General features: G+C 71.1%; 19 protein-coding genes. 11 read left to right on the top strand and 8 right to left on the bottom strand.

All coding sequences use genetic code 11. The features are described from left to right. The first annotated feature begins 183 nt into the window (after positions 1-183). The 7 genes from ADK64_RS28500 (at position 184) to ADK64_RS28470 (ending at position 8,992) form a co-directional block, all read left to right on the top strand. Complete coding sequence (locus tag ADK64_RS28500; protein ID WP_053663470.1) at positions 184-1,026, top strand: nitrilase-related carbon-nitrogen hydrolase; 843 nt, start codon at positions 184-186, stop codon at positions 1,024-1,026. Then, positions 1,023-2,306, top strand: coding sequence for an aspartate aminotransferase family protein (locus ADK64_RS28495; protein ID WP_053663468.1), 1,284 nt, complete (start codon positions 1,023-1,025; stop codon positions 2,304-2,306). The genes ADK64_RS28500 and ADK64_RS28495 overlap by 4 nt, the downstream gene beginning before the upstream one ends. Positions 2,307-2,347: 41 nt before the next feature. Beyond that, positions 2,348-3,913 (top strand): PucR family transcriptional regulator, encoded by a 1,566-nt coding sequence (locus ADK64_RS28490; protein ID WP_053663466.1) that lies wholly within the window; start codon positions 2,348-2,350, stop codon positions 3,911-3,913. A 155-nt stretch (positions 3,914-4,068) separates the two neighbouring features. Next, entirely contained in the window at positions 4,069-4,911 is an 843-nt protein-coding gene (locus tag ADK64_RS28485; RefSeq protein ID WP_053663465.1) for a nitrilase-related carbon-nitrogen hydrolase, read from the top strand. A gap of 27 nt (positions 4,912-4,938) precedes the next feature. Continuing rightward, the gene (hydA, locus tag ADK64_RS28480) at positions 4,939-6,342 is read left to right on the top strand and encodes a dihydropyrimidinase (RefSeq protein WP_053663462.1); all 1,404 of its coding nucleotides are present in this window, start codon (positions 4,939-4,941) and stop codon (positions 6,340-6,342) included. A gap of 11 nt (positions 6,343-6,353) precedes the next feature. Next, positions 6,354-7,373, top strand: coding sequence for a TIGR03842 family LLM class F420-dependent oxidoreductase (locus ADK64_RS28475; protein WP_053663460.1), 1,020 nt, complete (start codon positions 6,354-6,356; stop codon positions 7,371-7,373). Between the two features lie 98 nt (positions 7,374-7,471). Then, positions 7,472-8,992, top strand: coding sequence for an NCS1 family nucleobase:cation symporter-1 (locus tag ADK64_RS28470; protein WP_053663458.1), 1,521 nt, complete (start codon positions 7,472-7,474; stop codon positions 8,990-8,992). 48 nt (positions 8,993-9,040) lie between these two features. On the opposite strand, the gene ADK64_RS28465 is transcribed toward ADK64_RS28470, so the two are convergent. The 6 genes from ADK64_RS28465 to ADK64_RS28440 all read right to left on the bottom strand — a co-directional run bounded on the left by ADK64_RS28465 (position 9,041) and on the right by ADK64_RS28440 (position 13,718). Further along, positions 9,041-9,721 carry a hypothetical protein gene (locus ADK64_RS28465; RefSeq protein ID WP_053663456.1) on the bottom strand — a complete coding sequence of 227 codons (681 nt, stop codon included), beginning with the start codon at positions 9,719-9,721 and terminating at the stop codon, positions 9,041-9,043. A 129-nt stretch (positions 9,722-9,850) separates the two neighbouring features. Continuing rightward, positions 9,851-10,396 (bottom strand): hypothetical protein, encoded by a 546-nt coding sequence (locus ADK64_RS28460; protein WP_053663454.1) that lies wholly within the window; start codon positions 10,394-10,396, stop codon positions 9,851-9,853. Continuing rightward, on the bottom strand, positions 10,374-11,660 hold the full coding sequence (locus ADK64_RS28455) for a WXG100 family type VII secretion target (protein ID WP_053663452.1): 1,287 nt from the start codon (positions 11,658-11,660) through the stop codon (positions 10,374-10,376). The genes ADK64_RS28460 and ADK64_RS28455 overlap by 23 nt, the downstream gene beginning before the upstream one ends. Further along, positions 11,660-11,962, bottom strand: coding sequence for a DUF6317 family protein (locus ADK64_RS28450; RefSeq protein WP_053663450.1), 303 nt, complete (start codon positions 11,960-11,962; stop codon positions 11,660-11,662). The genes ADK64_RS28455 and ADK64_RS28450 overlap by 1 nt, the downstream gene beginning before the upstream one ends. Continuing rightward, a complete protein-coding gene (locus tag ADK64_RS47590; RefSeq protein WP_234384729.1) occupies positions 11,959-12,465 on the bottom strand; it encodes an SAV_915 family protein in 507 nt (168 codons plus the stop codon). The genes ADK64_RS28450 and ADK64_RS47590 overlap by 4 nt, the downstream gene beginning before the upstream one ends. Positions 12,466-12,653: 188 nt before the next feature. Continuing rightward, the gene (locus ADK64_RS28440) at positions 12,654-13,718 is read right to left on the bottom strand and encodes a lipoate--protein ligase family protein (protein ID WP_053663448.1); all 1,065 of its coding nucleotides are present in this window, start codon (positions 13,716-13,718) and stop codon (positions 12,654-12,656) included. 324 nt (positions 13,719-14,042) lie between these two features. Here ADK64_RS28440 and ADK64_RS28435 point away from each other — a divergent pair, with 324 nt between their 5' ends. The 4 genes from ADK64_RS28435 (at position 14,043) to ADK64_RS28420 (ending at position 19,364) form a co-directional block, all read left to right on the top strand. Then, positions 14,043-15,923 (top strand): gamma-glutamyltransferase family protein, encoded by a 1,881-nt coding sequence (locus ADK64_RS28435; protein ID WP_053663446.1) that lies wholly within the window; start codon positions 14,043-14,045, stop codon positions 15,921-15,923. A gap of 133 nt (positions 15,924-16,056) precedes the next feature. Beyond that, entirely contained in the window at positions 16,057-16,902 is an 846-nt protein-coding gene (locus tag ADK64_RS28430; RefSeq protein WP_053663444.1) for an inositol monophosphatase family protein, read from the top strand. Between the two features lie 528 nt (positions 16,903-17,430). Then, entirely contained in the window at positions 17,431-18,849 is a 1,419-nt protein-coding gene (locus ADK64_RS28425; protein ID WP_199829729.1) for a phytoene desaturase family protein, read from the top strand. Beyond that, positions 18,846-19,364, top strand: coding sequence for an O-acetyl-ADP-ribose deacetylase (locus ADK64_RS28420; RefSeq protein ID WP_053663440.1), 519 nt, complete (start codon positions 18,846-18,848; stop codon positions 19,362-19,364). Before ADK64_RS28425 ends, ADK64_RS28420 begins: the two co-directional genes overlap by 4 nt. 245 nt (positions 19,365-19,609) lie before the next feature. On the opposite strand, the gene ADK64_RS28415 is transcribed toward ADK64_RS28420, so the two are convergent. Both ADK64_RS28415 and ADK64_RS28410 read right to left on the bottom strand, forming a co-directional pair. Beyond that, entirely contained in the window at positions 19,610-22,501 is a 2,892-nt protein-coding gene (locus ADK64_RS28415; protein ID WP_267888572.1) for a helix-turn-helix transcriptional regulator, read from the bottom strand. Positions 22,502-23,468: 967 nt separating this feature from the next. Then, positions 23,469-25,112, bottom strand: coding sequence for an FAD-dependent monooxygenase (locus ADK64_RS28410; protein ID WP_234384728.1), 1,644 nt, complete (start codon positions 25,110-25,112; stop codon positions 23,469-23,471). Positions 25,113-25,810: the final 698 nt, after the last annotated feature.

The following is a 25,810-nucleotide window of genomic DNA, read 5'->3' as shown; positions in this document are numbered from 1 at the left end:
GGTCTGCACCGCTTCACCCCGGCCGACCGGCTCAGCGGCTCACCCACCGGAGTGTGAAACATGATCGACTCCGCGGGTTGACGACGATGGTCTTGGCAAGGGCCTCCAGGAGGCTTACTTTCGTCCCTCTACGGTCTGTTCTACGGGCGTAGAGGCTCTGACGTCCCGTCGAAGGAGCAGCTCATGGCCAACGTCGTACGCGCCGCACTGGTCCAGGCCACCTGGACCGGCGACACCGACTCCATGGTGGCGAAGCACGAGGAGCACGCCCGTGCGGCGGCTCGGCAGGGTGCCAAGGTCATCGGGTTCCAGGAAGTCTTCAACGCGCCCTACTTCTGCCAGGTCCAGGAGCCGGAGCACTACCGCTGGGCGGAGCCGGTGCCCGACGGGCCGACGGTGCGTCGTATGCGGGACCTCGCCCGCGAGACCGGCATGGTGATCGTCGTGCCGGTCTTCGAGGTCGAGCAGTCCGGCTTCTACTACAACACCGCCGCCGTGATCGACGCCGACGGCAGCTACCTCGGCAAGTACCGCAAGCACCACATCCCGCAGGTCAAGGGCTTCTGGGAGAAGTACTACTTCAAACCCGGCAATCTCGGGTGGCCCGTCTTCGACACCGCCGTGGGGCGGATCGGCGTCTATATCTGCTACGACCGGCACTTCCCGGAAGGCTGGCGGCAACTCGGGCTCAACGGGGCCCAGTTGGTCTACAACCCGTCGGCCACCCACCGCGGGCTGTCCGCCTACCTGTGGCAGCTGGAGCAGCCCGCCGCGGCCGTCGCCAACGAGTACTTCGTCGCCGCCATCAACCGGGTGGGCCAGGAGGAGTACGGCGACAACGACTTCTACGGGACCAGTTACTTCGTCGATCCACGCGGGCAGTTCGTCGGCGAGGCCGCGAGCGACAAGTCCGAGGAACTCCTCGTCCGCGACCTCGACTTCGGCCTGATCGACGAAGTGCGGCAGCAGTGGGCCTTCTACCGCGACCGCCGCCCCGACGCCTACGAAGGACTGGTGCAGCCGTGAACGACCTCTACTCCCGTCACCGCCAGGTCCTGCCCGACTGGCTCGCCCTCTACTACGACGAGCCGATCGAGATCACCCACGGCGAGGGCCGCCACGTCTGGGACTCCGCCGGCAACAAGTACCTGGACTTCTTCGGCGGCATCCTGACCACGATGACCGCCCACGCGCTGCCCGAGGTCACCAAGGCCGTCAGTGAGCAGGCCGGACGGATCATCCACTCGTCCACGCTCTACCTCAACCGGCCGATGGTCGACCTCGCCGAGCGCATCGCCCAGGTGAGCGGCATCCCGGACGCCCGCGTCTTCTTCACCACCTCCGGCACCGAGGCCAACGACACCGCTCTGCTGCTCGCCACCGCCCACCGGCGCAGCAACACCGTCCTGGCGATGCGCAACAGCTACCACGGACGCTCCTTCAGCGCGGTCGGCATCACCGGCAACCGGAGCTGGTCCCCGACCTCGCTGTCCCCGCTGCAGACCCTGTACGTGCACGGCGGGGTACGCACCCGGGGGCCGTTCGCCGAGCTGGACGACCGCGCGTTCACGGACGCGTGCGTGGCCGACCTGCGCGACCTGCTCGGGCACACCCGGCCGCCCGCCGCCCTGATCGCCGAACCCATCCAGGGCGTCGGCGGTTTCACCTCCCCGCCCGACGGCCTCTACGCCGCCTTCCGCGAGGTCCTGCAGGAACACGGGATCCTGTGGATCGCCGACGAGGTGCAGACCGGCTGGGGCCGCACTGGCGAGCACTTCTGGGGCTGGCAGGCGCACGCCCGCAGCGGTCCGCCGGACATCGTCACCTTCGCCAAGGGCATCGGCAACGGCATGTCCATCGGCGGGGTGATCGCCCGCGCCGAGATCATGAACTGCCTGGACGCCAACAGCATCTCGACGTTCGGCGGCACCCAGATCACCATGGCGGCCGGTCTCGCCAACCTCACCTACCTCCTGGAGCACGACCTGCAGGGCAACGCCCGCCGGGTCGGCGGGCTGCTCATCGAGCGGCTGCGGGCCGTCGCCGCCCAGCTGCCCGGCGTGCGCGAGGTGCGCGGCCGGGGACTGATGATCGGCGTCGAGCTGGTCAGGCCCGGTACGGACGAGGCCGATCCACGGGCGGCCTCGGCCGTCCTGGAGGCGGCCCGCGAAGGCGGCCTGCTCATCGGCAAGGGCGGCGGCCACGACACCAGCGCCCTGCGCATCGCCCCGCCGCTGTCGCTGACCGTCGCGGAGGCCGAGGAGGGCGCGGCGATCCTCGAACGCGCGCTGCGGAGCACGTTCTAGAGCCGCCCGGGGAGTACGGACGAGAGAGCAGGGGTACGGCCATGACCATCACCTCGGAGACCCGGTACGGCTGGGAACCCGTGCTCTCCGTCCGCCAGGTGCTGTCCCTGGAACGGGTCCTGGCCGGGGAGCCCGAGGTGGTGGCCGGTGCCGGCCAGCTCGACCGGCCGGTGCGCTGGGTGCACGTCGCCGAGGCGGCCGACGTCGGGGTGATGCTCAGCGGCGGCGAGATGGTGCTGACCACCGGCGTGCTCCTGGCCGGTGACGAGGCCAAGCAGGCCGAGTACGTCCAGTCGCTGCACCGGGCCGAGGCCGCCGCCGTCGTCCTCGGTCTCGGGCGGGCCTTTCCCGCGCCGCCCGAGGTGATGCGGCGGGCCGCCGAGCGGTGCGGGCTGCCCATGGTGGTTCTGCACCGGCCCTCCCCGTTCGCCGAGCTGACCGAGGAGGTCCAGTCCCGGCTGGTGCGGCGGAAGTTCGCCGCCGTCAGCCTCTCGGAGGCCGTCCGCACCGCGCTGACCGCGCTGATCACCGCAGGCGCACCGCTCGGCCGGCTGCTCGACGAGGTCGCCCGGCACAGCGGCTGCCCGGTCGTCGTCACCAACCTCGCCCATCGCGTCCTCGCCACGGCGGGGGAGCGCTCCGCGGTGGACGACGTGCTGCGCGACTGGGAGCGGATCGCCCGGCAGGCCGGCGGCACGGGCGGCGACGGCTGGATCAGCGCCGAACTGGGCGGGCGCGGGGAGCGCTGGGGCCGGCTGCTGCTGTGCGGCTACCGGGGCGACGCGGCCAGCGGACGGCTGCTCGCCGACCGGGCCGCCGAGGCACTCGTCCTGCACCGCATGCTCGGCGGCGGCTCCGCGCGGACCTGGGAGGAGCAGTCCGCGCAGAGCCTGCTGACCGACCTCGTCTCCGGCGTCGTACCGGCCCGCAACCTGCTGCCCAGGGCCCGCGCGGCCGGACTGCCGGTCAACCGCCGCACCTTCGTGCCGCTCGTCGTCCTCGACCGCACTCCCGGGCAACTCGATCGCGTACTGCGCCTGTTGGGGCTGTCCGGGCTCGTCGCCGAACTCGCCGACGGGGCGGCCGCCGTGCTGCTCAGCCTCGCCCGGGACCAGGACGCCGAGGCCCTCACCGGCCACTTCGCGGCCCGGCTGCGCGTCGGAACGCCGGCCGTGGTGGCCGCCGCCGATGCCCGTACCGCGTGGGACGACGTACCCGCCGGGCTGCGCGAGGCCCGCCATGTCGCCGACGCCGTCGCCGGCTGCGCCCACGCCCTCGACCTGCCGGCCGTGGTCCGGCTCAGGGACGTCCATCTGCGCGGACTGGTCCGGCTGCTGCGCGACGACCCGCAGGTGCAGTCCTTCGCCGAACGCGAGCTGGACGGGCTGCTGTGCGCGGCCGACCCGGAGCTGCTGAACGTGCTGCGGACCTACCTCGCGACCGGCCGCAACAAGTCCCGCACCGCCCAGCTCCACCACGTCTCCCGGCCCGCCCTCTACCGCCGCCTGGAGGCGATACAGGTCCGCCTCGGCGTCGACCTGGACGATTTCGAGGCGGCGGCCTCCGTACACATCGCGCTCCTCGCGCACGATGCGCAACAGCGGTGAAACACTCGACGACCTGGGAAAACGGTGGTGAAACATGGGCCTGCGAACGCGTGACACGGTGGCACGCCCACGGCCCGCAGACGTGACACGCTGCCACTCAAACGCTCCCTCGGGGCTTTCTAGGCTCACGGCACACCGAGCTACCGGAGGTCCCGATGAGCCGAGTGATCCGCGCCGCCCTGTTCCAGACCGCCTGGACCGGCGACAAGGAATCCATGATCCAGGTCCACGAGCAGGCCGCCCGCGACGCCGCCGCACAGGGCGCCCGAGTCCTCTGCTTCCAGGAGCTGTTCTACGGCCCCTACTTCTGCCAGGTCCAGGACAAGGCCTTCTACGAGTACGCCGAGCGGATCCCCGAGGGTCCGACCGTCCAGCGCTTCCAGAGCCTCGCCCGCGAGCTGGGCATCGTCCTCGTCCTGCCGATGTACGAGGAGGAGCAGCCTGGCGTGCTGTACAACACCGCCGCCGTGATCGACGCGGACGGCTCCTACCTCGGCAAGTACCGCAAGACCCACATCCCCCAGGTGCAGGGGTTCTGGGAGAAGTTCTACTTCCGCCCCGGCAACAGCGGCTGGCCCGTCTTCGACACGGCCGTCGGGAGGATCGGCGTCTACATCTGCTACGACCGCCACTTCCCGGAGGGCTGGCGGGCGCTCGGCCTCGCCGGCGCCGAGATCGTCTTCAACCCCTCGGCCACCTCGCGCGGCCTGTCCCGCTACCTCTGGCAGCTGGAACAGCCGGCGGCGGCCGTCGCCAACGAGTACTTCGTCGGCGCGATCAACCGGGTCGGCGTGGAGGACCTCGGCGACAACGACTTCTACGGCACCACGTACTTCGTGGACCCCGAGGCCCGGTTCGTCGGCGAGCCGGCGAGCGACAAGGAGACCGAACTCGTCGTCCGCGACCTGGACCTGGCCACACTCCGCGAGGTCCGCGACCGCTGGCAGTTCTACCGCGACCGGACGCCGGGGGCGTACACACCGCTGACCGCGCCCTGACCGCAGCCGAGTGACCGAGGGAGCAGCATGAGCAGCCGTACCGTCATCCGTGGTGGTCTCGTCATCACCGCGTCGGACGAGATCCACGCCGACGTCCTGATCGAGGACGGCCGCATCGCCGCCCTCGCCGCCTCCGGCACGACCGCCGCCACGGCGTTCACCGCCGAGAGGGTCATCGACGCCACCGGGAAGTACGTCATCCCGGGCGGCGTCGACGCGCACACCCACATGGAGCTGCCGTTCGGCGGGACCTTCGCCTCCGACACCTTCGAGACCGGCACCCGGGCCGCCGCCTGGGGCGGTACGACGACGATCGTCGACTTCGCGGTGCAGAGCGTCGGCCACACCCTGCGCGAGGGCCTGGACACCTGGCACGCCAAGGCCGAGGGCAACTGCGCGATCGACTACGCCTTCCACATGATCGTCTCCGATGTCAACGACGAGACGCTGAAGGAGATGGACCTGCTGGTGGAGGAGGGGGTGACCTCCTTCAAGCAGTTCATGGCGTATCCGGGCGTGTTCTACAGCGACGACGGACAGATCCTGCGCGCCATGCAGCGCTCCGCCGAGAACGGCGGACTGATCATGATGCACGCCGAGAACGGCATCGCGATCGATGTGCTGGTCGCACAGGCGCTGGCCCGGGGCGAGACCGATCCCCGCTACCACGGCGAGGTCCGCAAGGCCCTGCTGGAGGCCGAGGCCACCCACCGGGCCATCCGGCTCGCCCAGGTCGCGGGCGCGCCCCTGTACGTCGTGCACGTCTCGGCGACGGAGGCGGTGGCCGAGCTGGCCCGCGCCCGCGACGAGGGGCTGCCCGTCTTCGGCGAGACGTGTCCGCAGTATTTGTTCCTGTCCACCGACAACCTCGCCGAGCCGGACTTCGAGGGCGCGAAGTACGTGTGCAGCACGCCCCTGCGGCCCAAGGAGCATCAGGCCGCGCTCTGGAAGGGCCTGCGCACCAACGACCTCCAGGTGGTCTCCACCGACCACTGCCCGTTCTGCTTCGTGGGCCAGAAGGAGCTGGGCCGCGGCGACTTCTCGAAGATCCCCAACGGTCTGCCGGGCGTCGAGAACCGTATGGACCTGCTGCACCAGGCCGTCCTCGACGGACACCTCACCCGCCGCCGCTGGATCGAGATCGCCTGCGCCACTCCGGCCCGGATGTTCGGCCTGTACCCGAAGAAGGGCACCATCGCCCCGGGCGCCGACGCCGACGTAGTCATCTACGACCCGCACGCCGAACAGGTCATGTCGGCGGCCACCCACCACATGAACGTCGACTACTCGGCCTACGAGGGCAGGCGGACCACCGGCCGGGTCGAGACCGTGCTCTCGCGCGGTGTGCCCGTCATCACCGAGCGGGAGTACACCGGACACGCCGGCCACGGTGTCTACACCCCGCGCTCCACCTGTCAGTACCTCAACTAGGAGTGGCGCCCATGGACTTCGGACTCGTCCTGCAGACCGACCCGCCGGCCTCCCGCGTCGTCAGTCTGATGAAACGTGCCGAGCGCAACGGCTTCCGGTACGGCTGGACCTTCGACTCCGCCGTGCTGTGGCAGGAACCGTTCGTGATCTACAGCCAGATCCTCGCCAACACGCAGAGACTGACGGTCGGCCCGATGGTCACCAACCCGGGCACCCGCACCTGGGAGGTCACCGCCTCCACCTTCGCCACCCTCAACGACATGTTCGGCAACCGCACCGTGTGCGGCATCGGCCGCGGCGACTCCGCGATGCGCGTCGCGGGCCGCAAACCGAACACCCTGGCCCGCATCAGCGAGGCGATGAAGGTCATCCGCGCCCTCGGCCGGGGCGAGGAGGCCGACCTCGGCGGCACGAAGATCCGTTTCCCGTGGATCAAGCCCGGCGCCCAACTCCCGGTGTGGATGGCCGCGTACGGCCCCAAGGCGCTGCAGATGACCGGTGAGGAGGCCGACGGCTTCATCCTCCAGCTCTCCGACCCGTACCTGACCCAGTACATGGTCAAGGCGGTCAAGGACGCGGCGGTGGCCGTGGGCCGTGACCCGTCCGAGGTGACGATCTGCGTCGCCGCCCCGGCGTACGTCACCGAGGACGACTCGCCCGAGGCGCTCGCCCACGCCCGCGAGCAGTGCCGCTGGTTCGGCGGCATGGTCGGCAACCACGTCGCCGACCTCGTCGCCAAGTACGGCGAGCACTCCACGCAGGTCCCCGACGCGCTCACCGACTACATCAAGGCACGGGAGGGCTACGACTACGCCCACCACGGGCGTGCCGACAACCCCGACACCGCGTTCGTGCCCGACGAGATCGTGGACCGCTTCTGCGTCATCGGCCCCGCCGAGAAGCACATCGAGAAACTGAAGGCACTGCGCGAGCTGGGCGTCGACCAGTTCGCGGTGTACGACATGCACGACGCCCAGGAAGCCACCATCGACGCCTACGGCTCCCGGGTGATCCCCGCAGTCAACTCCTGACCCCCGCCCCCCTGTTGGTCTCCCCTCCCCGCTCGCCCCGGGGAGGGGCCGGTGCCCGCACGGCCTCTTCCGACCCCTCTCCTCTGATTGGCCTGCCCATGACCGACACCGCTCCCACGGCCATACCGTCGTCCACCCAAGTCACCCTCCCCGACGGCCGGGTGGAGATCGCCCCCGACGCCCCGCCGCCCAGCGGACCGTACGCCAACGAGGACCTGCTCCCGGTTCCCACGGCACGGCGCACCTGGACGACGTACAACTTCTCGGCCCTGTGGGTCGGCATGGCCCACAACACCGCGTCCTGGACCCTCGCCTCCGGACTGATCGCCGTCGGGATGGACTGGAAACAGGCGGTGTTCACCATCGCCCTGGCCAACCTGATCGTCCTCGTCCCGATGCTGCTCACCGGGCACGCGGGCCCCAAGTACGGCATTCCCTTCCCGGTCTTCGCCCGCGCCTCCTTCGGGGTGCGCGGCGCCAACCTGCCCGCCGTCGTACGGGCGTTGGTGGCGTGCGGCTGGTTCGGCATCCAGACCTGGATCGGCGGCGAGGCGATCTACTTCCTCGCCGGCAAGCTGATCGGCGACAGCTGGTCGGGCGTCGCGCACATCGGCGGCTACGCCTGGACCATGTGGCTGTCCTTCGCGGTGTTCTGGCTCCTCCAGGTGGCGATCATCTACCGGGGCATGGAGACGATCCGCCGTTTCGAGAACTGGGCGGCGCCGTTCGTGATCGTCGGCGCGCTGGTGATGCTGGGGTGGATGAGCAGCAAGGCCGGTGGCCTCGGCCCGCTCTTCGACCAGCCGTCGAAGCTCGGCTGGGGCGGCGACTTCTGGAAACTGTTCTGGCCGTCCCTGATGGGCATGATCGGCTTCTGGTCCACACTGTCCCTGAACATCCCCGACTTCACGCGCTACGGCAGGAGCCAGAAGGCCCAGACCTGGGGCCAGGCACTCGGCCTGCCCACGACGATGACCCTGTTCGCCTTCCTGTCCGTCCTGGTGACGTCCGGCTCGCAGGCGGTGTACGGCAAACCCGTGTGGGACCCGGTCCAGCTGGCGGCGAAGACGGACAACGCCGTCGGCCTGCTCTACGCACTGGTCACGGTCCTGGTGGCCACGCTCTCGGTGAACATCGCGGCCAACCTGGTCTCCCCGGCCTTCGACTTCTCCAACGTGGCGCCCAGGAGGATAAGTTTCCGCACCGGCGCGCTCATCACGGCGATCCTCGCGGTCCTGATCTTCCCCTGGAAGCTGTATTCCGACCCGCAGGGCTACATCTTCACCTGGCTCGGCCTGGTCGGCGGTCTGCTCGGCACGGTCGCGGGCATCCTCGTCGCCGACTACTGGTTCCTGCGCCGCACCCGCCTGGACCTCGCCGACCTGTACCGCGCGGGCGGCCGCTACTGGTACGCGGGCGGCTGGAACTGGCGGGCGGTCGTCGCCTTCCTCGCCGGTGGCGTCCTCGCGATGGGCGGCGCCAGCTTCAAGCCCCTGATCGACGGCCGCCCCATCCCGGCGCTGTCGTCCCTCGCGGACTACGGCTGGGCGGTGGGCCTCGGCACGTCGATGGTGCTGTACCTGGGCCTGACGCTCCTGACGGGCCGGCGGGCCGTATAGGCGAGAAGCAGGGGGCGGGCGGTCAACAGGACCGTGCCTTCCCGGTGCTCACCCGGACTGCCCGCCCCCGAGCGCGCCGACCGCGGCCCGTGCCGCCTTGATGGCCCCCTGGTTGATCTCGTCCGTACCGGGGGCCTTCTTCGTCTCGAAGTCGCTGCCGTTGTAGGTGACGATCACCAGGGCGTTGGAGACCCGGACCATCACCACGCCCTCGCGGGTCTGCTGCTTGTCCTCGGTGGTGAGGTTGACGACGGAGTAGGCGCTGTCCCCGAGCCCGGGCACCGCCCCGCCGCCGCTCTTCGCGGTGACCCGCTGCTGGTACTCCTGCTCCGCCTCCTGGTTCGACGCGCTGACCTCGAACGACACATCGAGCCAGCGGTAGTCGTACCCCTTCAGGGCGTTCCAGGAGCAAGTGCGACGCAGCTTGGTGTCCGTCGACGGGATCTCCTTTCCCGCCGTCTTCGCGGCGGGCACCAGAGCCGTGATCGTGGCCGTGGGCATGCTCGTACAGGGCGCGGGCGCGGTGCTGTACGTCTTCGCCGAGGCGGCGGACGACGGTTCGGAGGAGTCCGAGGAGGAGGACCGAGTGGGCGTGTTCTGGGCCGCCTGGTGACCGCCGGCGGCGGCCGGCGCGGCGGGCCCGGATGTCAGTGCCCAGCCGGCGCAGGCGAGGACCGCGACCGGCGACAGCCGAGCGGTGAGGGCGAGCGGCAGAGGAAGAGAACGCACGGCGCACTTCTCGTGGGGGAGGGGGTGCGGAAGGGGTCCGCATGGTGGACGGGGACGTCAGTGTCACACGAGTGTCTGTGGGGCGGAAGTGCCAACGCGCTGCGTACCCGACCGGTCACGGCAGCACGTTCACGACGTACTGCTCTGCCCGTTATGCACCTCCAGCCAGCGGCGGGCGCCGACTTCGCTGGGGTACTCGCGCACAGTGGCATACGCGACGAACCAGCCGACGCACCACGCGGCCACGATCGGCATGACGGGAGCGAGGACCAGCACCAGACCGCGTCCGGTCACCGACAGACCCGGGGCACGTGTCTTGTGAGCGCTCATGGCCGCGAGACTGTCCGCAGGACTGGGCGGATCGAGCAGGCCCGCGCGATGATCCCGGCGCTGCTTCAGCCATCCCCAGACCACGGCCACGCACGACCCGGCGGCCTGTACCCAGTTCGACGCCGTACGCGCGGTCGGCGACCACTGGCTGGTGAACCCGCCGTAGAGACTCAACGCGAAGAAGACCAGGAAGGCCGCCGCGACGAGCAGGCCGAAGGCGAGCCTGGCGCGGCGCAGCCAGTAGCGCGTGCCACGCCCGTACCAGGTGGTGCCCAGCCGGGGCAGGGACGGGATCTCGGCGTGACCTCGTGCGGCACCCCTCTCAGAAGATGCTCTTGACGCCATGCCAGATGTCCTTCCCGAGCCGTCCGACGTCTTTTCCGGTGTTCTGCAGGACGTGGCCGGTGCCTACGGCCACCCCGCCGATCACACCGTGGTCGTGAATGTCCTCGCTCCAGTGCTCGTGCAGGGAGTGGTCGATGATGCCGGTCGCGATGACGGCTGCCCCCACGCCCACCGCGGCAACCGCCGCGGCCGGTGCCTCGGCCGGCAGGAGAGCACTCGCCACCACCGCGCCCGCGACCAGACCGCCGACGTTCGCGCCCTCGTCGGTGGCGACGGAGCGCTGCCAGGACCATCCCTTGTCATGGTCGCCGGAAGCCTCCAGCAGTCCACATGTGCCGGCCGCGGCGATGTCCAGGACGGGAAGTTCCCGCAGGACGTCCGGCAGTGCCTCGAGGCCCTTGCCCAGGCGCAGCGCGTCCGCGGCATCGGCCAGCTTGACGTTCAAGGCGCGGTCGTACGGCAGACTGGTGCTGCCGTTGTCGGCGCGGGCGATGTCCTCCTCCAGCGCGTCGACCTTGGTGACCGCGTCGCGGTAGGCGCTCTTGGCGGGGAGATCGTCGGGCATCTTGCGGCCCTGCTGCTGGAACACCTTGCGCTCGGCGCGGAGTTGCTTCTTGGCGGCCTGCTCCTCGGCCTTGGCCGCGTCGATGTGCTTGCGTGCCTCGATGCCGCCCGCGCGGGCGTCCTCGGCGTCATAGGCGTACAGCGTGCGCAGGGCGTCGGCGAGGGTGAGTTTGTCCGACGTGGACACCGGCTCCTTCGCCGTCGCCTGTGCGTACAGGTCCTGCAACTGCTTCGCCGCCGTCAGCCGCGCGTGCTGCGCCGTGTGCAGGATCTCGGTTCGCGCCTTGGTGTATTCGTTCATCGCGGAGGCGGCCTTCTGGTCGTCCGCGCTGGGAGGGTTCGCCGTCATGATCGGCAGCGGTGCACCCTTGGCGTCCGTCGCCACGCCTTTGCCTGCCGCGATGTGCTGCGCGTTGTGCAGCGCCGTCTCGCACGTGGACAGCGCGTTGGCCAGCGTGTCCAGGATCCCGCCCGCCCCGTCCACCAGCTCGGCGAAGCCGGCGGCGGCCACCGCGTCCTCGCTCCACTTGCCGCGAAAGGACTCGGCCGCGTCGCCCTTCCAGCTCGCGTCATCCGCCAGCTTGTCCACGGCGCTGCTGAGCGGCTTGACGATGCCGTCCAGTTTGTCCTTGGCGTTCTTGTACGTGTCGGCCATCGTGTGCAGTCCGCCGATGTCACCGCCGACCCAGCTGTCGCTCATCAGCCCTCATCCGGCATCAGGTCTTCGAACACGCCGTGGACGTCCACGTCGTGCCGGTGGAAGGAGTTGCGCGCGTACACGGCTTTGTCCCCGTGGTCGTCCATCCGGTCCGCGAGAAGGTCATGCAGAGAGATGATGAGATCGGAGACTTCCTTGATCGCCGAGTCGAGACCCGCATCGCCTCCGCTCACCACGGGCGGCGCCACGTCGGGATGCAGCTTCCGGTAGTTGCCGGCCTCGTCGTGGAAGGTCTTCGCCAAGGTGGACAGATCATCGTAGATGACCTTGAAGTCGGCCGTCACCGGCGCACCTCCCGCGCGTAGGCGGCCAGGTCCTGCGGCCGCCAGTTGGATTCTTCGGGCGCGACCCGCGGGTCCAGCAGGACGGTGACGCCCTGCTCGAGGACTCCCTCGGCCAGCGGGCCGAGCGAGCCGGCCACCCACGGCTGTGCATCGCCGAGCGTGTCCACCAGCTTCTCCAGCTCGGTGAAGGCGAAGGCCACCGTGCCGTGCGCCGGATGATCGAAGAGCTCGAAGACGACGAAGGGAACCCGCGCCGGGCGGCCGTCCGTGCCCGTCCCGGCGACGGACCTCGGATGCGCGGGTACGAACACCGGCGTGTGGTACGCGGGCACCCCGGGCTTGGGGCCCGGCCGGTCGTCCGCGGCCGGTCGTGGCGGCGGCGCCGCCTCCACCAGGTCCAGAAGCGCCGAACGACCCGCATCCGGAGCCAGCTGCGGAAGGTCCCGTCCCTGCGGATCCGGTTCTATGAAGTCGTGCAGCCGCGAACGTATCGGCGCCTCCACCCCCGTCACCTCTTCCCCGTGGTTTCGCGTGGCCGTTGGGCTCGACCACGTTAGCCAGCGGTCAACGGGGCAAATCCGGCTTTGTCGGGGTGGAGGAGCCGACGTACACGGAACCCATACGACCGTTTGGTCCGGGGGAGAGCAGCCCTTGACCTGTTGCTGAACCGACGCTTCCGGATCGCGCGGGGCTAGGGCACCCGCGCCGTCCACTCCGGCGACATGAACTTGCTCCGCGCCAGCTCCTCGGCGCGCCCCAGCTCCTCGTCCGTGATCTTGCTTCGCACCAGGCCGTACCGGGCGCGGAAGGACTCGATCATCCGGTCGATGACAGCTTCACGGGGCAGCCCGGTCTGCCGTCTGAGCGGATCGACCCGTTTCTTCGCGCTCGCCGTCCCCTTGTCGGACAGCTTCTCCCGGCCGATGCGCAGCACCTCCAGCATTTTGTCGGCGTCGATGTCGTACGACATGGTCACGTGATGCAGGACGGCTCCCGGGCCGCCGTCCGGTCCCACGATCCGCTTCTGTGCCGCGCCCGCGATCTTGCCCTGCTCGGTCGCGATGTCGTTCAGCGGCTGGTACCAGGCCCGGATCCCCATGTCGCCGAGGGCACCGAGCACCCAGTCGTCCAGATAGGCGTAGCTGTCCTGGAAGGACAGACCCTGGACGAGGGACTCGGGCACCGACAGCGAGTAGGTGATCGTATTGCCCGGCTCCACGAACATCGCGCCGCCGCCAGAGATCCGCCGCACCACCTCGATGCCGTGCCGTGCGGCCCCCTCGGCGTCCACCTCGTTGCGCAGCGACTGGAAGCTGCCGATGATCACCGCCGGGGCGCCCCACTCCCACACCCTGAGCGTCGGCGGGCGCCGGCCCGCCGCGACCTCGGTGGTCAGCACCTCGTCCAGCGCCATGTGCAGCGCGGGCGGCTGCGGGCTCTCGTGGATCAGCTGCCAGTCGTAGTCCGTCCAGTCCGTGGCGAGCGCGAGCGCCCGGCGCACCGCGATGCCGACGCCCTCCGAGGTCAGGCCGTACATCACCGTCCCCTCGGGGAGTGCCGCCTCGATCCGCGCCGCGAGGCCCGCCGCGTCGGTGTCCGCCGGGGTGCCCTCCAGCGCGCTGTTCACGGCGGCCAGCGCCTCGTCGGGTTCCAGGAAGAAATCGCCCGCCACGCGCACGTGCCGCAGTACGCCGTCCTCGGCCTCCACGTCCACGACGACGAGCTTGCCACCGGGCACCTTGTACTCACCGTGCACCGCCTGGACCTCCGTTCTCCCGTACGAGATCAACGGCCCGGCCTGCCGCCCTGTTCCCCGGACGGCGATCACGCTCGTACGATCACCCGTTCGGGGCATACCGGCCGAGGTCGGCGCCGCGGGGCGTCTCGAGAGACGGGTGCGTCTCGGCCGGGTTCCGGGTTCCGGGGTCAACTCCGTTGCGGCATGGCCGGGTTGAGCACTTCTGCCTGGATGTTCGTCATCCATGTGCCCGACGTTCACCCGGGGTGTGTGGGTAGCCTGCTGCCGATCCACCGAACCGCCGGCGGGACCGGTCGACGCGCGCGAACATCGAGGTGAGAGATGCAGTTCACCACCCGACCCACGCTCCAAGGATCCTTCGGAATGGTGTCCTCCACCCACTGGCTGGCCTCCCAGTCGGCGATGGCGGTCCTGGAGGGCGGCGGCAACGCCTTCGACGCCGCCGTGGCCGGAGCGTTCGTGCTGCACGTGGTGGAGCCGCACCTGAACGGACCGGCCGGCGAGGTGCCGATCCTGCTCGCCCCGGCGGGCGGTGACGCGCGCGTGCTCTGCGGGCAGGGCGTGGCCCCGGCCGGCGCCACGGTCGCCCACTACCGGGGGCTGGGTCTGGACCTCGTACCCGGCACCGGGCCGCTCGCCGCCGCCGTGCCCGGCGCCTTCGACGCCTGGCTGCTGCTCCTGCGCGACCACGGCACGAAGAGCCTCGACGACGTCCTGAAGTACGCGATCGGATATGCCGAACACGGGCACGCGCCCGTGGAGAAGCTCGGTGCGACCGTGGAGACCGTACGGGAGCTGTTCGAGACCGAGTGGACGTCGTCGGCGCGGATCTACCTGCCCGGCGGCCGTGCGCCGTGGCCCGGCGAGCACTTCCGCAACCCCGCCCTCGCCGCCACCTGGAAGCGGCTGCTGGCCGAGACCGCCGGTGCCGGCGACCGGGAGGCGCGGATCGACGCCGCGCGCGCGGTGTGGCGCTCGGGTTTCATCGCCGAGGCCCTGCTGCGCCAGTCCCGGCGGCCCACCCTGGACACCAGCGGCGAGCGGCACACCGGCACGCTCACCGAGGCGGACCTCGCGGGGTGGTCGGCGCGTTATGAGGCTCCGGTGACGTACGACTGGAACGGGTGGACCGTCTGCAAGGCCGGCCCCTGGAGCCAGGGCCCGGTCCTCCTCCAGCAACTCGCCCTGTTGCCGGCCGAGTTGCCCCCCTACGGCTCCGCCGAGTACGTCCATCTGCTGATCGAGAACTGCAAGCTCGCCATGGCCGACCGCGAGGCCTGGTACGGGGACGCGGCCGACGTGCCGCTCGCCGAGCTGCTGTCGGGCGACTACAACACCGGCCGACGCGGCCTGGTCGGCACCAAGGCCTCCCACGAGCTGCGGCCGGGCAGCCCCGGCGGACGCACCCCGCGGCTGCCCGCGCAGGCGTACGCGCGCGTGGAGACCGGCGAGCGCGGTTTCGACCCGATGGGCGCGGGCGAGCCGACCGTCGCGGAGTGCCGAGATGCGCCGGCCGTCGCCGAGTTCCCCGGCGCCCCGTACGTACCCGGCCGGCTGCACTCACCCGGCGAGCCGCACGTCGCCGGTGACGGCACGACCCGTGGCGACACCTGTCACCTGGACGTCGTCGACCGCTGGGGCAACATGATCGCGGCCACGCCCAGCGGCGGCTGGCTCCAGTCGAACCCGGTCGTGCCCGAGCTGGGCTTTCCGCTCGGCACGCGCCTGCAGATGGCCTGGCTGGAGGAGGGCCTGCCCAACTCCCTCACCCCGGGCCGTCGCCCGCGCACCACCCTCACCCCGTCCCTCGCGCTGCGCGACGGTGTGCCGGTCCTGGCGTTCGGCACGCCGGGCGGTGACCAGCAGGACCAGTGGCAGCTGCACTTCCTCCTAGCCGCAGCCCTGCGCGCCCCGGTCCGCGGCGGCCTCGACCTCCAAGGCGCCATCGACGCCCCGAACTGGCACAACGACAGCTTCCCGAGCTCTTTCTACCCGCGCGGCCGGCGCCCCGGCAGTGTGACCGTGGAGTCCCGGACGGACGCCGGGGTGATCGAGGAGCTGCGCCGCCGCGGCCACGACGTCACCGTCGGCCCCGCCTGGTCGGAGGGGCGCCTGTGCGCGGTGGCCCGGGATCCGGAGAGCGGCCTGCTGTCGGCGGCGGCGAACCCGCGCGGGATGCAGGGCTACGCCGTCGGCCGCTGACCGTGCGCATCGGAGTGGCGGCGGTGTGTGCCCGTGACGTCGCGGTGTGCGTGGCCCCTGTTCTTCATCCCGATTCCACCCGGTGTGCACCGGGCGGGCGGGGAATGTCAGTGGGGCATGTTCTCATGGACGCATGATCGAAGAGATGGAAACCATCGAGGAGTTTCTCAGTCACTGCTCGGCCGACGTGGAGGAAGCGGTGCGCAAGGCCGCCGCGGCCGAGATATTGCCCCGCTTCCGCTGCCTCACCGAGGACGACGTGGACCAGAAGAGCGGACCCCACGACCTGGTGACGGACGCCGACCGGCTCGCCGAGCTGCGGCTGACCGAGGAGCTTGGCGCGCTGCTGCCCGGCTCGGTCGTGGTCGGTGAGGAGGCGGTGCACGCCGACCCGGCGACGTACCAGGCGCTGCAGGGCGACGCACCGGTCTGGATCGTCGACCCGGTCGACGGCACCCGCCAGTTCGTGCACGGTGACGACGGGTTCTGCACCCTGATCGCGCTCGCCCACCGGGGCGTCGTCCTGGCCTCCTGGACCTATGCCGCGGCTCGCGACCAGATGGCCACCGCGGTCCGTGGCCAAGGCGCCTACCTCGACGGCGAGCGCCTGTTCGCGGGCCCGCCCGCACCCGGCCGGGACCTCGTCGTCGCCACGTCCCACCCGGACTACACCACCGACGAGGAGAAGCGCTCGCTGCGTGCCCTGTGGACCGACGGCGTCGCACCGCGCCCGTGCGGATCGGCGGGCCTGGAGTATCTCGCCATCGCCCGGGGCGAGTTGGACGCCGTCGCGTTCTCCTGGGAGGCCGCCTGGGATCACGCGGCCGGCCTGCTCCTGGTCGAGGAGGCGGGCGGCACGCACCTCACCCGCAGCGGCGAGCCGTTCCGCGTGACGGGCGGCAACACACTGCCGTTCACCGCCGCCCGCGACACCGTGACCGCCCGCCGGGTGGCCGACCTGCTGCGTACCACGGCCTGAAGCTCAGGGGACGCGCCGTGTGACCAACGGGCGTGCCGTACCGGACCTACCTGGCCTGGACCGCGCCCCACCGCGCTGGGGCCGGGTTCGACGTCGCCGGGGCTGTGTCCCGAGCCGCTCGGGCGGTATCCCGTATCCCAAGGACCGCGCCCCACCGGCCCGCCTCGGCTCACCCCCGTCGGCCCGCCGGCCTGCCCGCTCCCATGGGCTTGTCCGCTCCCGCCGGCTCCCCCGGCCTCCCGGCGACTTGGCTTCCCCGGCGACCTGGCCACTCAGCCTCCGGCTCCCGGGCCCCACCCTCCGGCTCCCGGTTCCCGGGCCCGGCCTCTGGATCACGCCTCACGGCCTCCCGGCTCCGGCCTCCCGGCTCCGGCTTCACGGCCCCGGCCTCCCGGCCCCGGTCTCCAACCCTCGGCCCGTCGGTCCCCAGCCTCTAACCCCCAGCCTCCAGCCCCCAGCCCGAAGGACTGTCAGCCCCCCGGCATATCCTGAACCCGAGTGGCCATCGGCTGACGAAGGGGTCCGAAGGTGCCGTCGATGCTCGATGCTGTCGTGGTGGGTGCGGGGCCGAACGGACTGACCGCTGCCGTGGAGCTGGCCCGGCGTGGTTTCTCCGTCGCCCTGTTCGAGGCGAAGCCGACCGTCGGCGGAGGTGCCCGGACCGAGGAGCTGACCCTCCCCGGTTTCCGGCACGACCCGTGCTCGGCCGCCCACCCCCTCGGCGTCAACTCCCCGGCGTTCCGTGCCCTGCCGCTCGAGCGCTACGGCCTTCAGTGGCTGCACTCCGAGCTGCCCATGGCGCATCCCTTCCCCGACGGCAGCGCGGCCGTGCTGTCGCGGTCCGTGGCCGAGACGGCCGCCTCCTTCGGGCCGCGCGACGCGGGCGCGTACCGCAGGCTGGTCCGGCCGTTCCTCGCCCACTGGGACACCCTCGTCAGGGATTTCATGTCCCTGCCCCTGACCGCGCTCCCGCGCGACCCCGTCACCCTGGCCCGCTTCGGTCTGGCCGGGCTGCCCCCGTCCACCTGGCTGATGCGCCGTTTCCAGGACGAGCGGGCCAAGGCCCTCTTCGCGGGTCTGGTCGCGCATGTGATGACACCGCTCGACGGCCTGGCCACCGGCGCCATCGGCCTGGTCTTCGCGCTCGCCGCGCATGCCCGCGGCTGGCCGGTGCCGCGCGGTGGCTCCCAGGCGATCTCCGACGCCCTCGCCGCCTACCTGAAAGATCTCGGCGGCGCGGTGCACACCGACTACGAGGTCAAGCGGCTGGACGACCTGCCGCCCGCGCGCGCGTACGTCTTCGACACCTCGCCCACCGCGCTCGCCCGCATCGCCGGCTTCGGCGACCACTACGCGCGCTACCGCTACGGCCCCAGCGTCTTCAAGATCGACTACGCGCTGGACGGTCCGGTGCCCTGGACCGCGCCCGAAGCGCGGGTCGCCACCACCGTCCAGCTCGGCGCGAGCCAGGCCGAGATCGGCAGCGCCCTGCGCGCCGCCTCCCGCGAGGGCCGCGCCCCGGACCGGCCGTTCATGATCACCGTGCAGCCCAGCATCGTCGACCCCACCCGCGCCCCCGAGGGCAAGCAGGTCTTCTGGGCGTACGGCCATGTGCCCAACGGCTGGTCCGGCGATCTCACCGATGCCCTGGAACGCCAGCTGGAGCGCTTCGCCCCCGGTTTCCGCGACCGCGTGCTCGCCCGTGCCACCGCCGGCCCCGCCGAGATGGCCGCCCACAACGCCAACTACGTCGGCGGTGACATCGCCTGCGGCGCGGCCTCCGGCCTCCAGCTGTTGCTGCGTCCCAAACTGTCCCTGTTCCCCTACCACACGCCCCATCCGGCCGTCTTCATCTGCTCCTCGGCCACCCCGCCGGGACCCGGTGTGCACGGCATGTCGGGGCACAACGCGGCCAAGGCCGTATGGCGGAGACTGAGACGGACATGACCATCCCGACCACCCTCACCCTCGTCCAGGGCGACATCACCCGGCAGAGCGTCGACGCGATCGTCAACGCGGCCAACTCCTCGCTGCTCGGCGGTGGCGGCGTGGACGGCGCGATCCACCGCCGCGGCGGCCCCGCGATCCTGGCGGAGTGCCGCGCCCTGCGTGCCTCCCGGTACGGCAAGGGCCTGCCCACGGGCCGCGCGGTCGCCACCACGGCGGGTGAACTGGACGCTCGCTGGGTGATCCACACGGTCGGCCCGGTGTACCAGGCCTCGGGCAGCGATCCTGCGCTACTTGCCTCCTGCTACCGGGAGTCGCTCCGCGTGGCCGACGAGCTGGGTGCCCGGACGGTCGCGTTCCCGGCGATCTCCACCGGCGTGTACCGGTGGCCGATGGACGACGCGGCTCGTATTGCGGTGGAGACGTTGCGGAACACGCCGACCATCGTCGAGGAGGTGCGGTTCGTCCTCTTCGACGACCGGGCGTACGAGGCGTTCGCCCGGCAACTCGGCTGACGGAGATCGTGTCTGCTGGAAGGGGGGGCGTGTTCGCCCGCCGATGCGGCGTGTTCCGAAAGCACGCGGGGAAAGAGGCCCTGACCGCGGCCTGCTCCGAGCTGAGACCGTCGGGGCCGGACCGTGCTGTCCGCTGTGCCGAGGGGATGCGCGAGCGTCAGACACTCATGCCCGTGCGTGGTTGACGTACGAGTTCCTCGAAGGCTGGGGGAGCCGGGAAGGCCGGGGTGCGAGAGACAGAGCTGTCAGGACGCGGTGGCGATCAGATGCGCCAGTTCGGCTCGGGAACGTATCTCGAGCTTGCGATAGATCCGGTTGAGGTGGACGTCCACGGTCCGCGGACTGAGTTCGAGGGCTTTGGCTATGTCCTTGGTCCGCAGCCCTTTGCCGGCCAGGTCCGCGACCTCGCGTTCGCGGTCGGTGAGTTCGCCCAGGGGGGCGGACCGCCGGTCGGCGGCCGCGTCCTCGGAGGTGCGGGAGCGCAGGTCGCGCTCCAGGTCCACGGCGGTCTTGAACATGCGCCGGGAGCCGTACTTCTGCGCGAGCATCTTGCAGGTGATCAGTACGTCGATCGCCTCTTTGTGGCGGCCCAGTTCGGCGGCACATTCGGCCCGCGCGAGCAGGGTCTTGGCGCGGGCGCCGATCATCCCCGCTCTGGACATCAGCTCGGACGCCTCGTCGTACGCCTTGACGGCCGCGCTCAACTCGCCCTGCGCGCGCAGGGCGTGGGCGCGCGCGGCGAAGGAGTACGGAGACAGCAGCGTCTTGGGGAGCGAGGGGGGCAGGACCTGGGCGCGCGGGTCCCAGGTGTGCTCGATGGTGCCGGCCTCCGCGTCCGCGTCCGCGAGCATCTCCAGGTAGATCGGGCGCAGGATCACGGGCAGCTTGGGGAGCGACTGGCCGCCGCCCAGCGCCACTACGGCAGACGCGGACTGCTGCGCGTCCCCCACCAGGCGCATGGCGTTGGCCAGCGCCCAGCAGGGGGCCATGCTCCATGAGCTCGTACCGGGCGGGAGGGCCGCGATCGCCTCCCAGGCGAGCCTGACCGCGGTCTTCGACCCGTCACGGTCGGTGCAGGCGGCGTACCACGACTCGAGGGCCAGGGCCGCCCCGTAGAGCGGCTTGGCGTCGGTCTTCGCGGCGATCCGGCGCGCCTCCCGTGCCGCCCGCCGCATCTCGTCCAGGGGGCCGATGTGCGCATACACGGTGCCGAGGCCGGTGAGGAAGAGCGGGAGCAGATGGGTGTGCCCCGCCGCGCGCAGGATCGCGATGCCGCGCTCGAAGTGCCGCCGGGCGTCGGCGAACCGGCCGAGCAGCGACTCGCAACGGCCCAGCAGGGCAAGGTACTCGGGGTGCTGCGCGACGAGTGCGTCCGGCATCTCGTCGATGGCGGCGGCGCACGTCGAAGCGGCGCGCTCCGCGGACTCGGGCCCGGGAACGGGGCCGAGCACCCGGCACAGCGCGCGCAGGACGAGCGCCCCGATCTCGGCCAGCCGGTCCTGGTGGCGCGCGGCGATCCGGGCGGCGGCGTCGCCCGCGGTGCGGTCCCAGGGGCGACCGTGGAGCAGCGCGATCAGGCACTGGGTGACGTAGATGCCGACGGTTTCGGGCGGTGGGTCGTGGGCCAGTTCCTCCAGCTCGGCCGTCAGCAGGGCGTTCGCCTCTTCCTGGTGGCCGAGCAGCCCCTCGACGAGGCCGCAAAAGGCCGCCGCGGCCGCTCGGCTGCGGCGCCTGTACCGTGGCGCCGACTGCAGATAGGTGCGCAACAGGCGCTGGCCCTCGACGAGTTGGCCCGACAGGATCAGGGCGCGCGCGAACAGCAGGTTGAGCCGGTCGGTGGCGGGGCCCTGGCCCTCCCGGGCCTTGGTGGACTCGTACGCCGGGCGCAGCCAGTCGGCCGCCGCGCCGGGGGCGGACCACATGGACCGCTCGGCCGCGCGGATCAGCCTGCGGGTTGCCTCGTTGCCCGCGGCGTCCTGGGCGAGGTCGATATGGGTGGCGTGCGCGGCGGGGGAGGCGCTGTGCCGGGCGAGCACGTCGAGGGCGCGCCGGTGGGCGCCCGCGCGCCATTGGGGGTCCGTGTGGTCGTAGAGCAGCGCGGCCAGGTCGGGGCGGTGCAGGTGGTAGCCGTGGCCGGGGGCGGCGGTCCGGGCGAGGCCGCCGGAGACGAGCCGGTTCAGGGACCGGGCGGCCGCTTCCGCGGGTATCCCGGCGACCAGGGCGAGTTCGTGGGCGCCGTAGCCGTCGCCGAGGACGGAGAGGGCGGCCACGACGGCGCGGTCGTCGCCGGGCAGCGCCGAGACCTCGGCCAGTATGTAGTGGGGGGCGGGGGCGGCGCTGATCCGGTCGTGCTGAGGAGGTACCGCGAGCAGCGAAGCGGCTCGCTGGAGCGCGAGCGAGGGCAGTTTCATGCTGGCGACCGTGCCGAGCCTGGTTCCCTTTGTGAGGGCGCCACGCAGTCGGGGCGGGGCCTGCCGGCCGCGGCAGGAGACGACGATGAGGAGCGGGGCGGGAATCGGCCGTCGGATGAGGTGGTCCAGCAGCTCGATCGACTCCGCGTCCGCCCAGTGGAAGTCGTCCAGCGTCAGGACGAGCCCGTCGTGCGCGAGCTCGGCCAGCGAGCCGCGCAGCTCCTCGGTGTCCGCCGACATTTCTTGTTTCAGAGCGATTTGGGACCGGTAGCCGTGCGGGACGACCGTCCCGCACGCCGTGAGTGACGGGCGGCTGCCCGTGGGGGCCGCCGGTTTCCACAGCGGTGGGAGGGGGGCGAACCGGCCCGGCAGGGCGGAGGTGAACGCCCGGAAGGGGGTGTGCTGTTCAGCGGGGGTGCTGCGCCCGTGCGGCGTCTCGAAGCCGCGCTGCCGGGCCTCCTGGCGCAACTCGCCGAGCAGTTGGGTCTTGCCGGCCCCGCGGTCGCCGTCGACCTCGATGACGCGGGAGGGGCCCCGGCCCAGGGAGTCCAGGGCGGCCACCAGACTCCTCAGCTCGGCGCGGCGTATGACGGCGCATTTGGCGGGGCCGAACAATTCAACTCTCCCATCCGAGACCACCCATGAGGGAGGCTTCTGGTCTGCACGCAAGATGAGGATTGTGGAATTTCTGCTACAGTGAGTGCAAATAGGGCAATTCGGCTGCATCCAGTCGATTGACCGGAAAGGCGGTTGGTCTGTCGGATGCATTGTGAAATTGTGAAACCCGGAATTGCCGAGATGGCCGCGACGGGTCAATCAAGAGCAAAAGTGACGCATAAGTTGATAAAATGCGGTAGCTGTGCACCAGGTTCACCCGCCCCCCTCTCGGTCGCATCCCAGAATTCGCCCCACTCATCCTTGGTGGCTGTCCGGGGCGTGTCAAGTGAGCCATTTTTTCGGATGAAGGGGGGAAACGGCAGGTCGCGCGGGCGTCGTGTGCGGGCCGGGTACCGGGCAGGGCGATTGCAAAATCCCGGGGAATCCTGCGAGTGCCCAGGTCACAGCTGTGTGACGATGGCAGCCGGATGCGCGGCCACACGCGTCGAAGCTCCGTCGCGGAGGTGACCTTCCCAAGTCGCCTTCGCGCAACGGAGCTTCGATGTTGCGCCAGTCTGCCACCGTTCTTCCGGTCAAGTCGCCTGCCCGTCAGCACCGCGCGACGGGTTTGTTGGTCGAGCGGCCGAACACGCTGGCCGATCCGCGGCGCCGGCGCGGGAAGCGTCGCCCTTTCGTGGCAGTACTGCTGACTGCCTGTTCCGCCGTGATATGCGGGGCGAAGAGCTTCGCGGCGGTCGACGAGCGGGCGGCTGGTGCGCCGCAGAACGTCCCGGCCCGGCTCGGCGCCCGTATCGCGAGCGCCCTGGCCGTACGGGTCCCGCCCCAGTGGCATGACCATCCGCCGGGTCGGCAACGACACCTGCCCCGGCGGCCGTCACCCCACCCCGAGCCCCGGGGAAGACCCACGACATCAGCTGCTTCGCCATCGACCAGCTCCGCGCGGCCGGCCACGCCGGCGTCGCCGCCGGACTCCGCACCACGGTCCTGCGCTCCTGCGAACGACCGCCGGCCCTCCTCGGCCTCGACCGGCCCGTACCGATGCGTGATCAGAAGACGGTGCGATCACCCTGCCCGCTCAGGCGGAAGCGGGCGCGGCAGGGGCGCCGAACCACCGGGTCAGCGCGGCCGCCAGGCCCCGCCCGTCCGCGTCGTCACCGTCCCGCGCCGCCCAGCAGACATAGCCGTCCGGCCTGACGAGTACGGCCCGGAAGTCCGGGTCCGGGCCGGTGGGGTCGACCGCGGCGACCACATGGTCGATGCGCTCGGGGGTGGGCGCGGGCAGGCGGCGCGTCCCGTCGAGTTCCAGAAGCAACCCCGTGCCGGAGCGGGCCAGTTGGCTCGTACGTACGGGCGCGCCGTCGACGGACAGCGCGAGGTCGGGCATGCGCAGCCCCACCAGCGGATGGCCGGACCCGTTTCCAGGCCCGGACCCGTTCCCAGCTCCGGCTTCGGCCGCGCCCTCCGGCACCATCTCGTAGCGGATGCTGAGCCCCGAAGTGAGCCCGGCCAGATGTTGATTGGCCTCCGGCAGTTCCAGGAGCGTCCCGAGCACTTCGCGCAGCGCCGAGACGTCCCGTTCGCGGTCCAGCAGTGCGGCCTGGGCGCGTGCCGAGCCCAGAATCCGGGCACTCACCGGGTGCCGCTCGTCGTGGTACGTGTCCAGCAGGCCGGCCGGGGCCCGCCCCTGTACCTCGGCGGCCAGCTTCCAGCCGAGGTTGTGCGCGTCCTGGAGGCCGAGGTTCATGCCCTGGCCGCCGATCGGGAAGACGATGTGGGCGGCGTCCCCGGCCAGCAGCACCCGGTCCACCCGGTAGCGGTCGATCTGCCGGCAGGCGTCGGTGAACCGGGACGACCACAGGAGCTTCTTCAGTTCGGCGGCGGGACCTCCGACCGCGTGCAGGACGTCGCGGACCTCCTGTTCGGTGATGGGGGCGTCCCTGGCGATGGGCTGGTCGGGGTTGGAGAACATCAGCCGGTGGATGTCGTCCTCGAGCCCGACCAGGGAGAACTGGGTCTCGCGACCGCCCTTGCCGAGGGTGATCACGCCCGTCAGCCCGACATCGGGGAGGAGGTTGAGGTGACGGCGGTGCTCCTCGGGGACCTCCTCGAACCACTCCTCGGGCGGCCTGGCGAGGATCACATCCGCCGCCACCCGCGAGTGCGGTCCGCCGTCCGTACCGGGGAACGCGAGCCCGAGCAGCTTGCGCACCGTGCTGCGCGAGCCGTCGCAGGCCACGAGGTAGCGGGCACGCAGCCGGGTCTGCCCCTCGCTGGTCTCGACGACAGCGGTCACACCGTCCGCGTCCTGGTCGAGTCCGACCAGCTCGCTGCCGCGGGCCACGGTGACGCCGTGGTCACCCAGGTGCTTCTCCAGCATCGCCTCGACCCGCGACTGCAGGACGCCCACCTGTTGCGGATAGGGCGAGCCGAATGGTCCGCAGTCGAGCGGTACCGGAATTCCGGCGAAGAAGCTGCGGGTCAGAAACCCGAGATGGATGGGGTGTTTCTGAAGTGGTTCCAACAGCCCGCGCGAGTCGAGTATTTCGGCCGTACGCGGGTGGAGGTTGAGGGCTCGGGACTGTCCTGTGGGCTCCAGCAGCGCTTCCACCACCGTCGGCCGGACTCCCGCCAGCACCAGCTCATTGGCCAGCATCAGGCCGGTGGGTCCGGCTCCGACCACGATGACGTCTGTGTCCGGGACCTGCTTCTCGGGTGCCAATTCGTCGCCTCCGACAGATAATTGATCGTCGGGGCCGCGGCCCCGAAAGAATACGGTGTGGCGTGAATACGCCGCCGCACGACAACGTCGTGATCTCTAGCGCCGGGACGGAACACTACGGTTTGGACGGCGACGCTTTCCACCCCTAAGCAGCCCCCTAGTACTTGCGTAGGACCTGCCTGTTTGGACGAGGACTTTGAGGGGTTGATGGAGTGCGTGGCCGGGTGGTTCGGCCGCTTCGAACCCCGGTGTCGGATCGGTGTGTTCGGCCGCGGATTGCCGGCCCGTCCAGCCCGCGGGAACTGCTGGGCGATCGTGGCGTGTGCCGGTGAGAGTGCACCGGCACCGCCGGGCGGATCGAGAACTGCCCGGGTCGCGGTCGACCTGGCCCTCGCCCACTCGGCGGGTGCCCGTGTCCCCGAACGGCCAACCCGGCCCTCGTCCGCGCCGGTCCCCGTGGCGTCGCCGACACCAGGCCCGCGTCCGTGACGGACACCGCCGCCGGCGTGAGGCCACGGGATGAAGATCCACTACCACGGCTGGAGTACTAAGGGCTCAAGTAGGGGTTGGCCCCCAGAAATTGGGTCCGTAGCGTGGCGGCGACAGCCTCGACCGGCAGCGGGCCTGCCGGCATGCCACGCTTCGGTGTACGGCGTGCGGCTGCCCGCCGGTCCGGGACCCGACTTCTCTCGTGACAA

It is taken from the genome of Streptomyces sp. MMG1121 (genome assembly GCF_001280015.1).
GTDB lineage: Bacteria > Actinomycetota > Actinomycetes > Streptomycetales > Streptomycetaceae > Streptomyces.
Note: the sequence above shows the minus strand (reverse complement) of the source record. Positions and strands in the feature narration are given on the sequence as shown.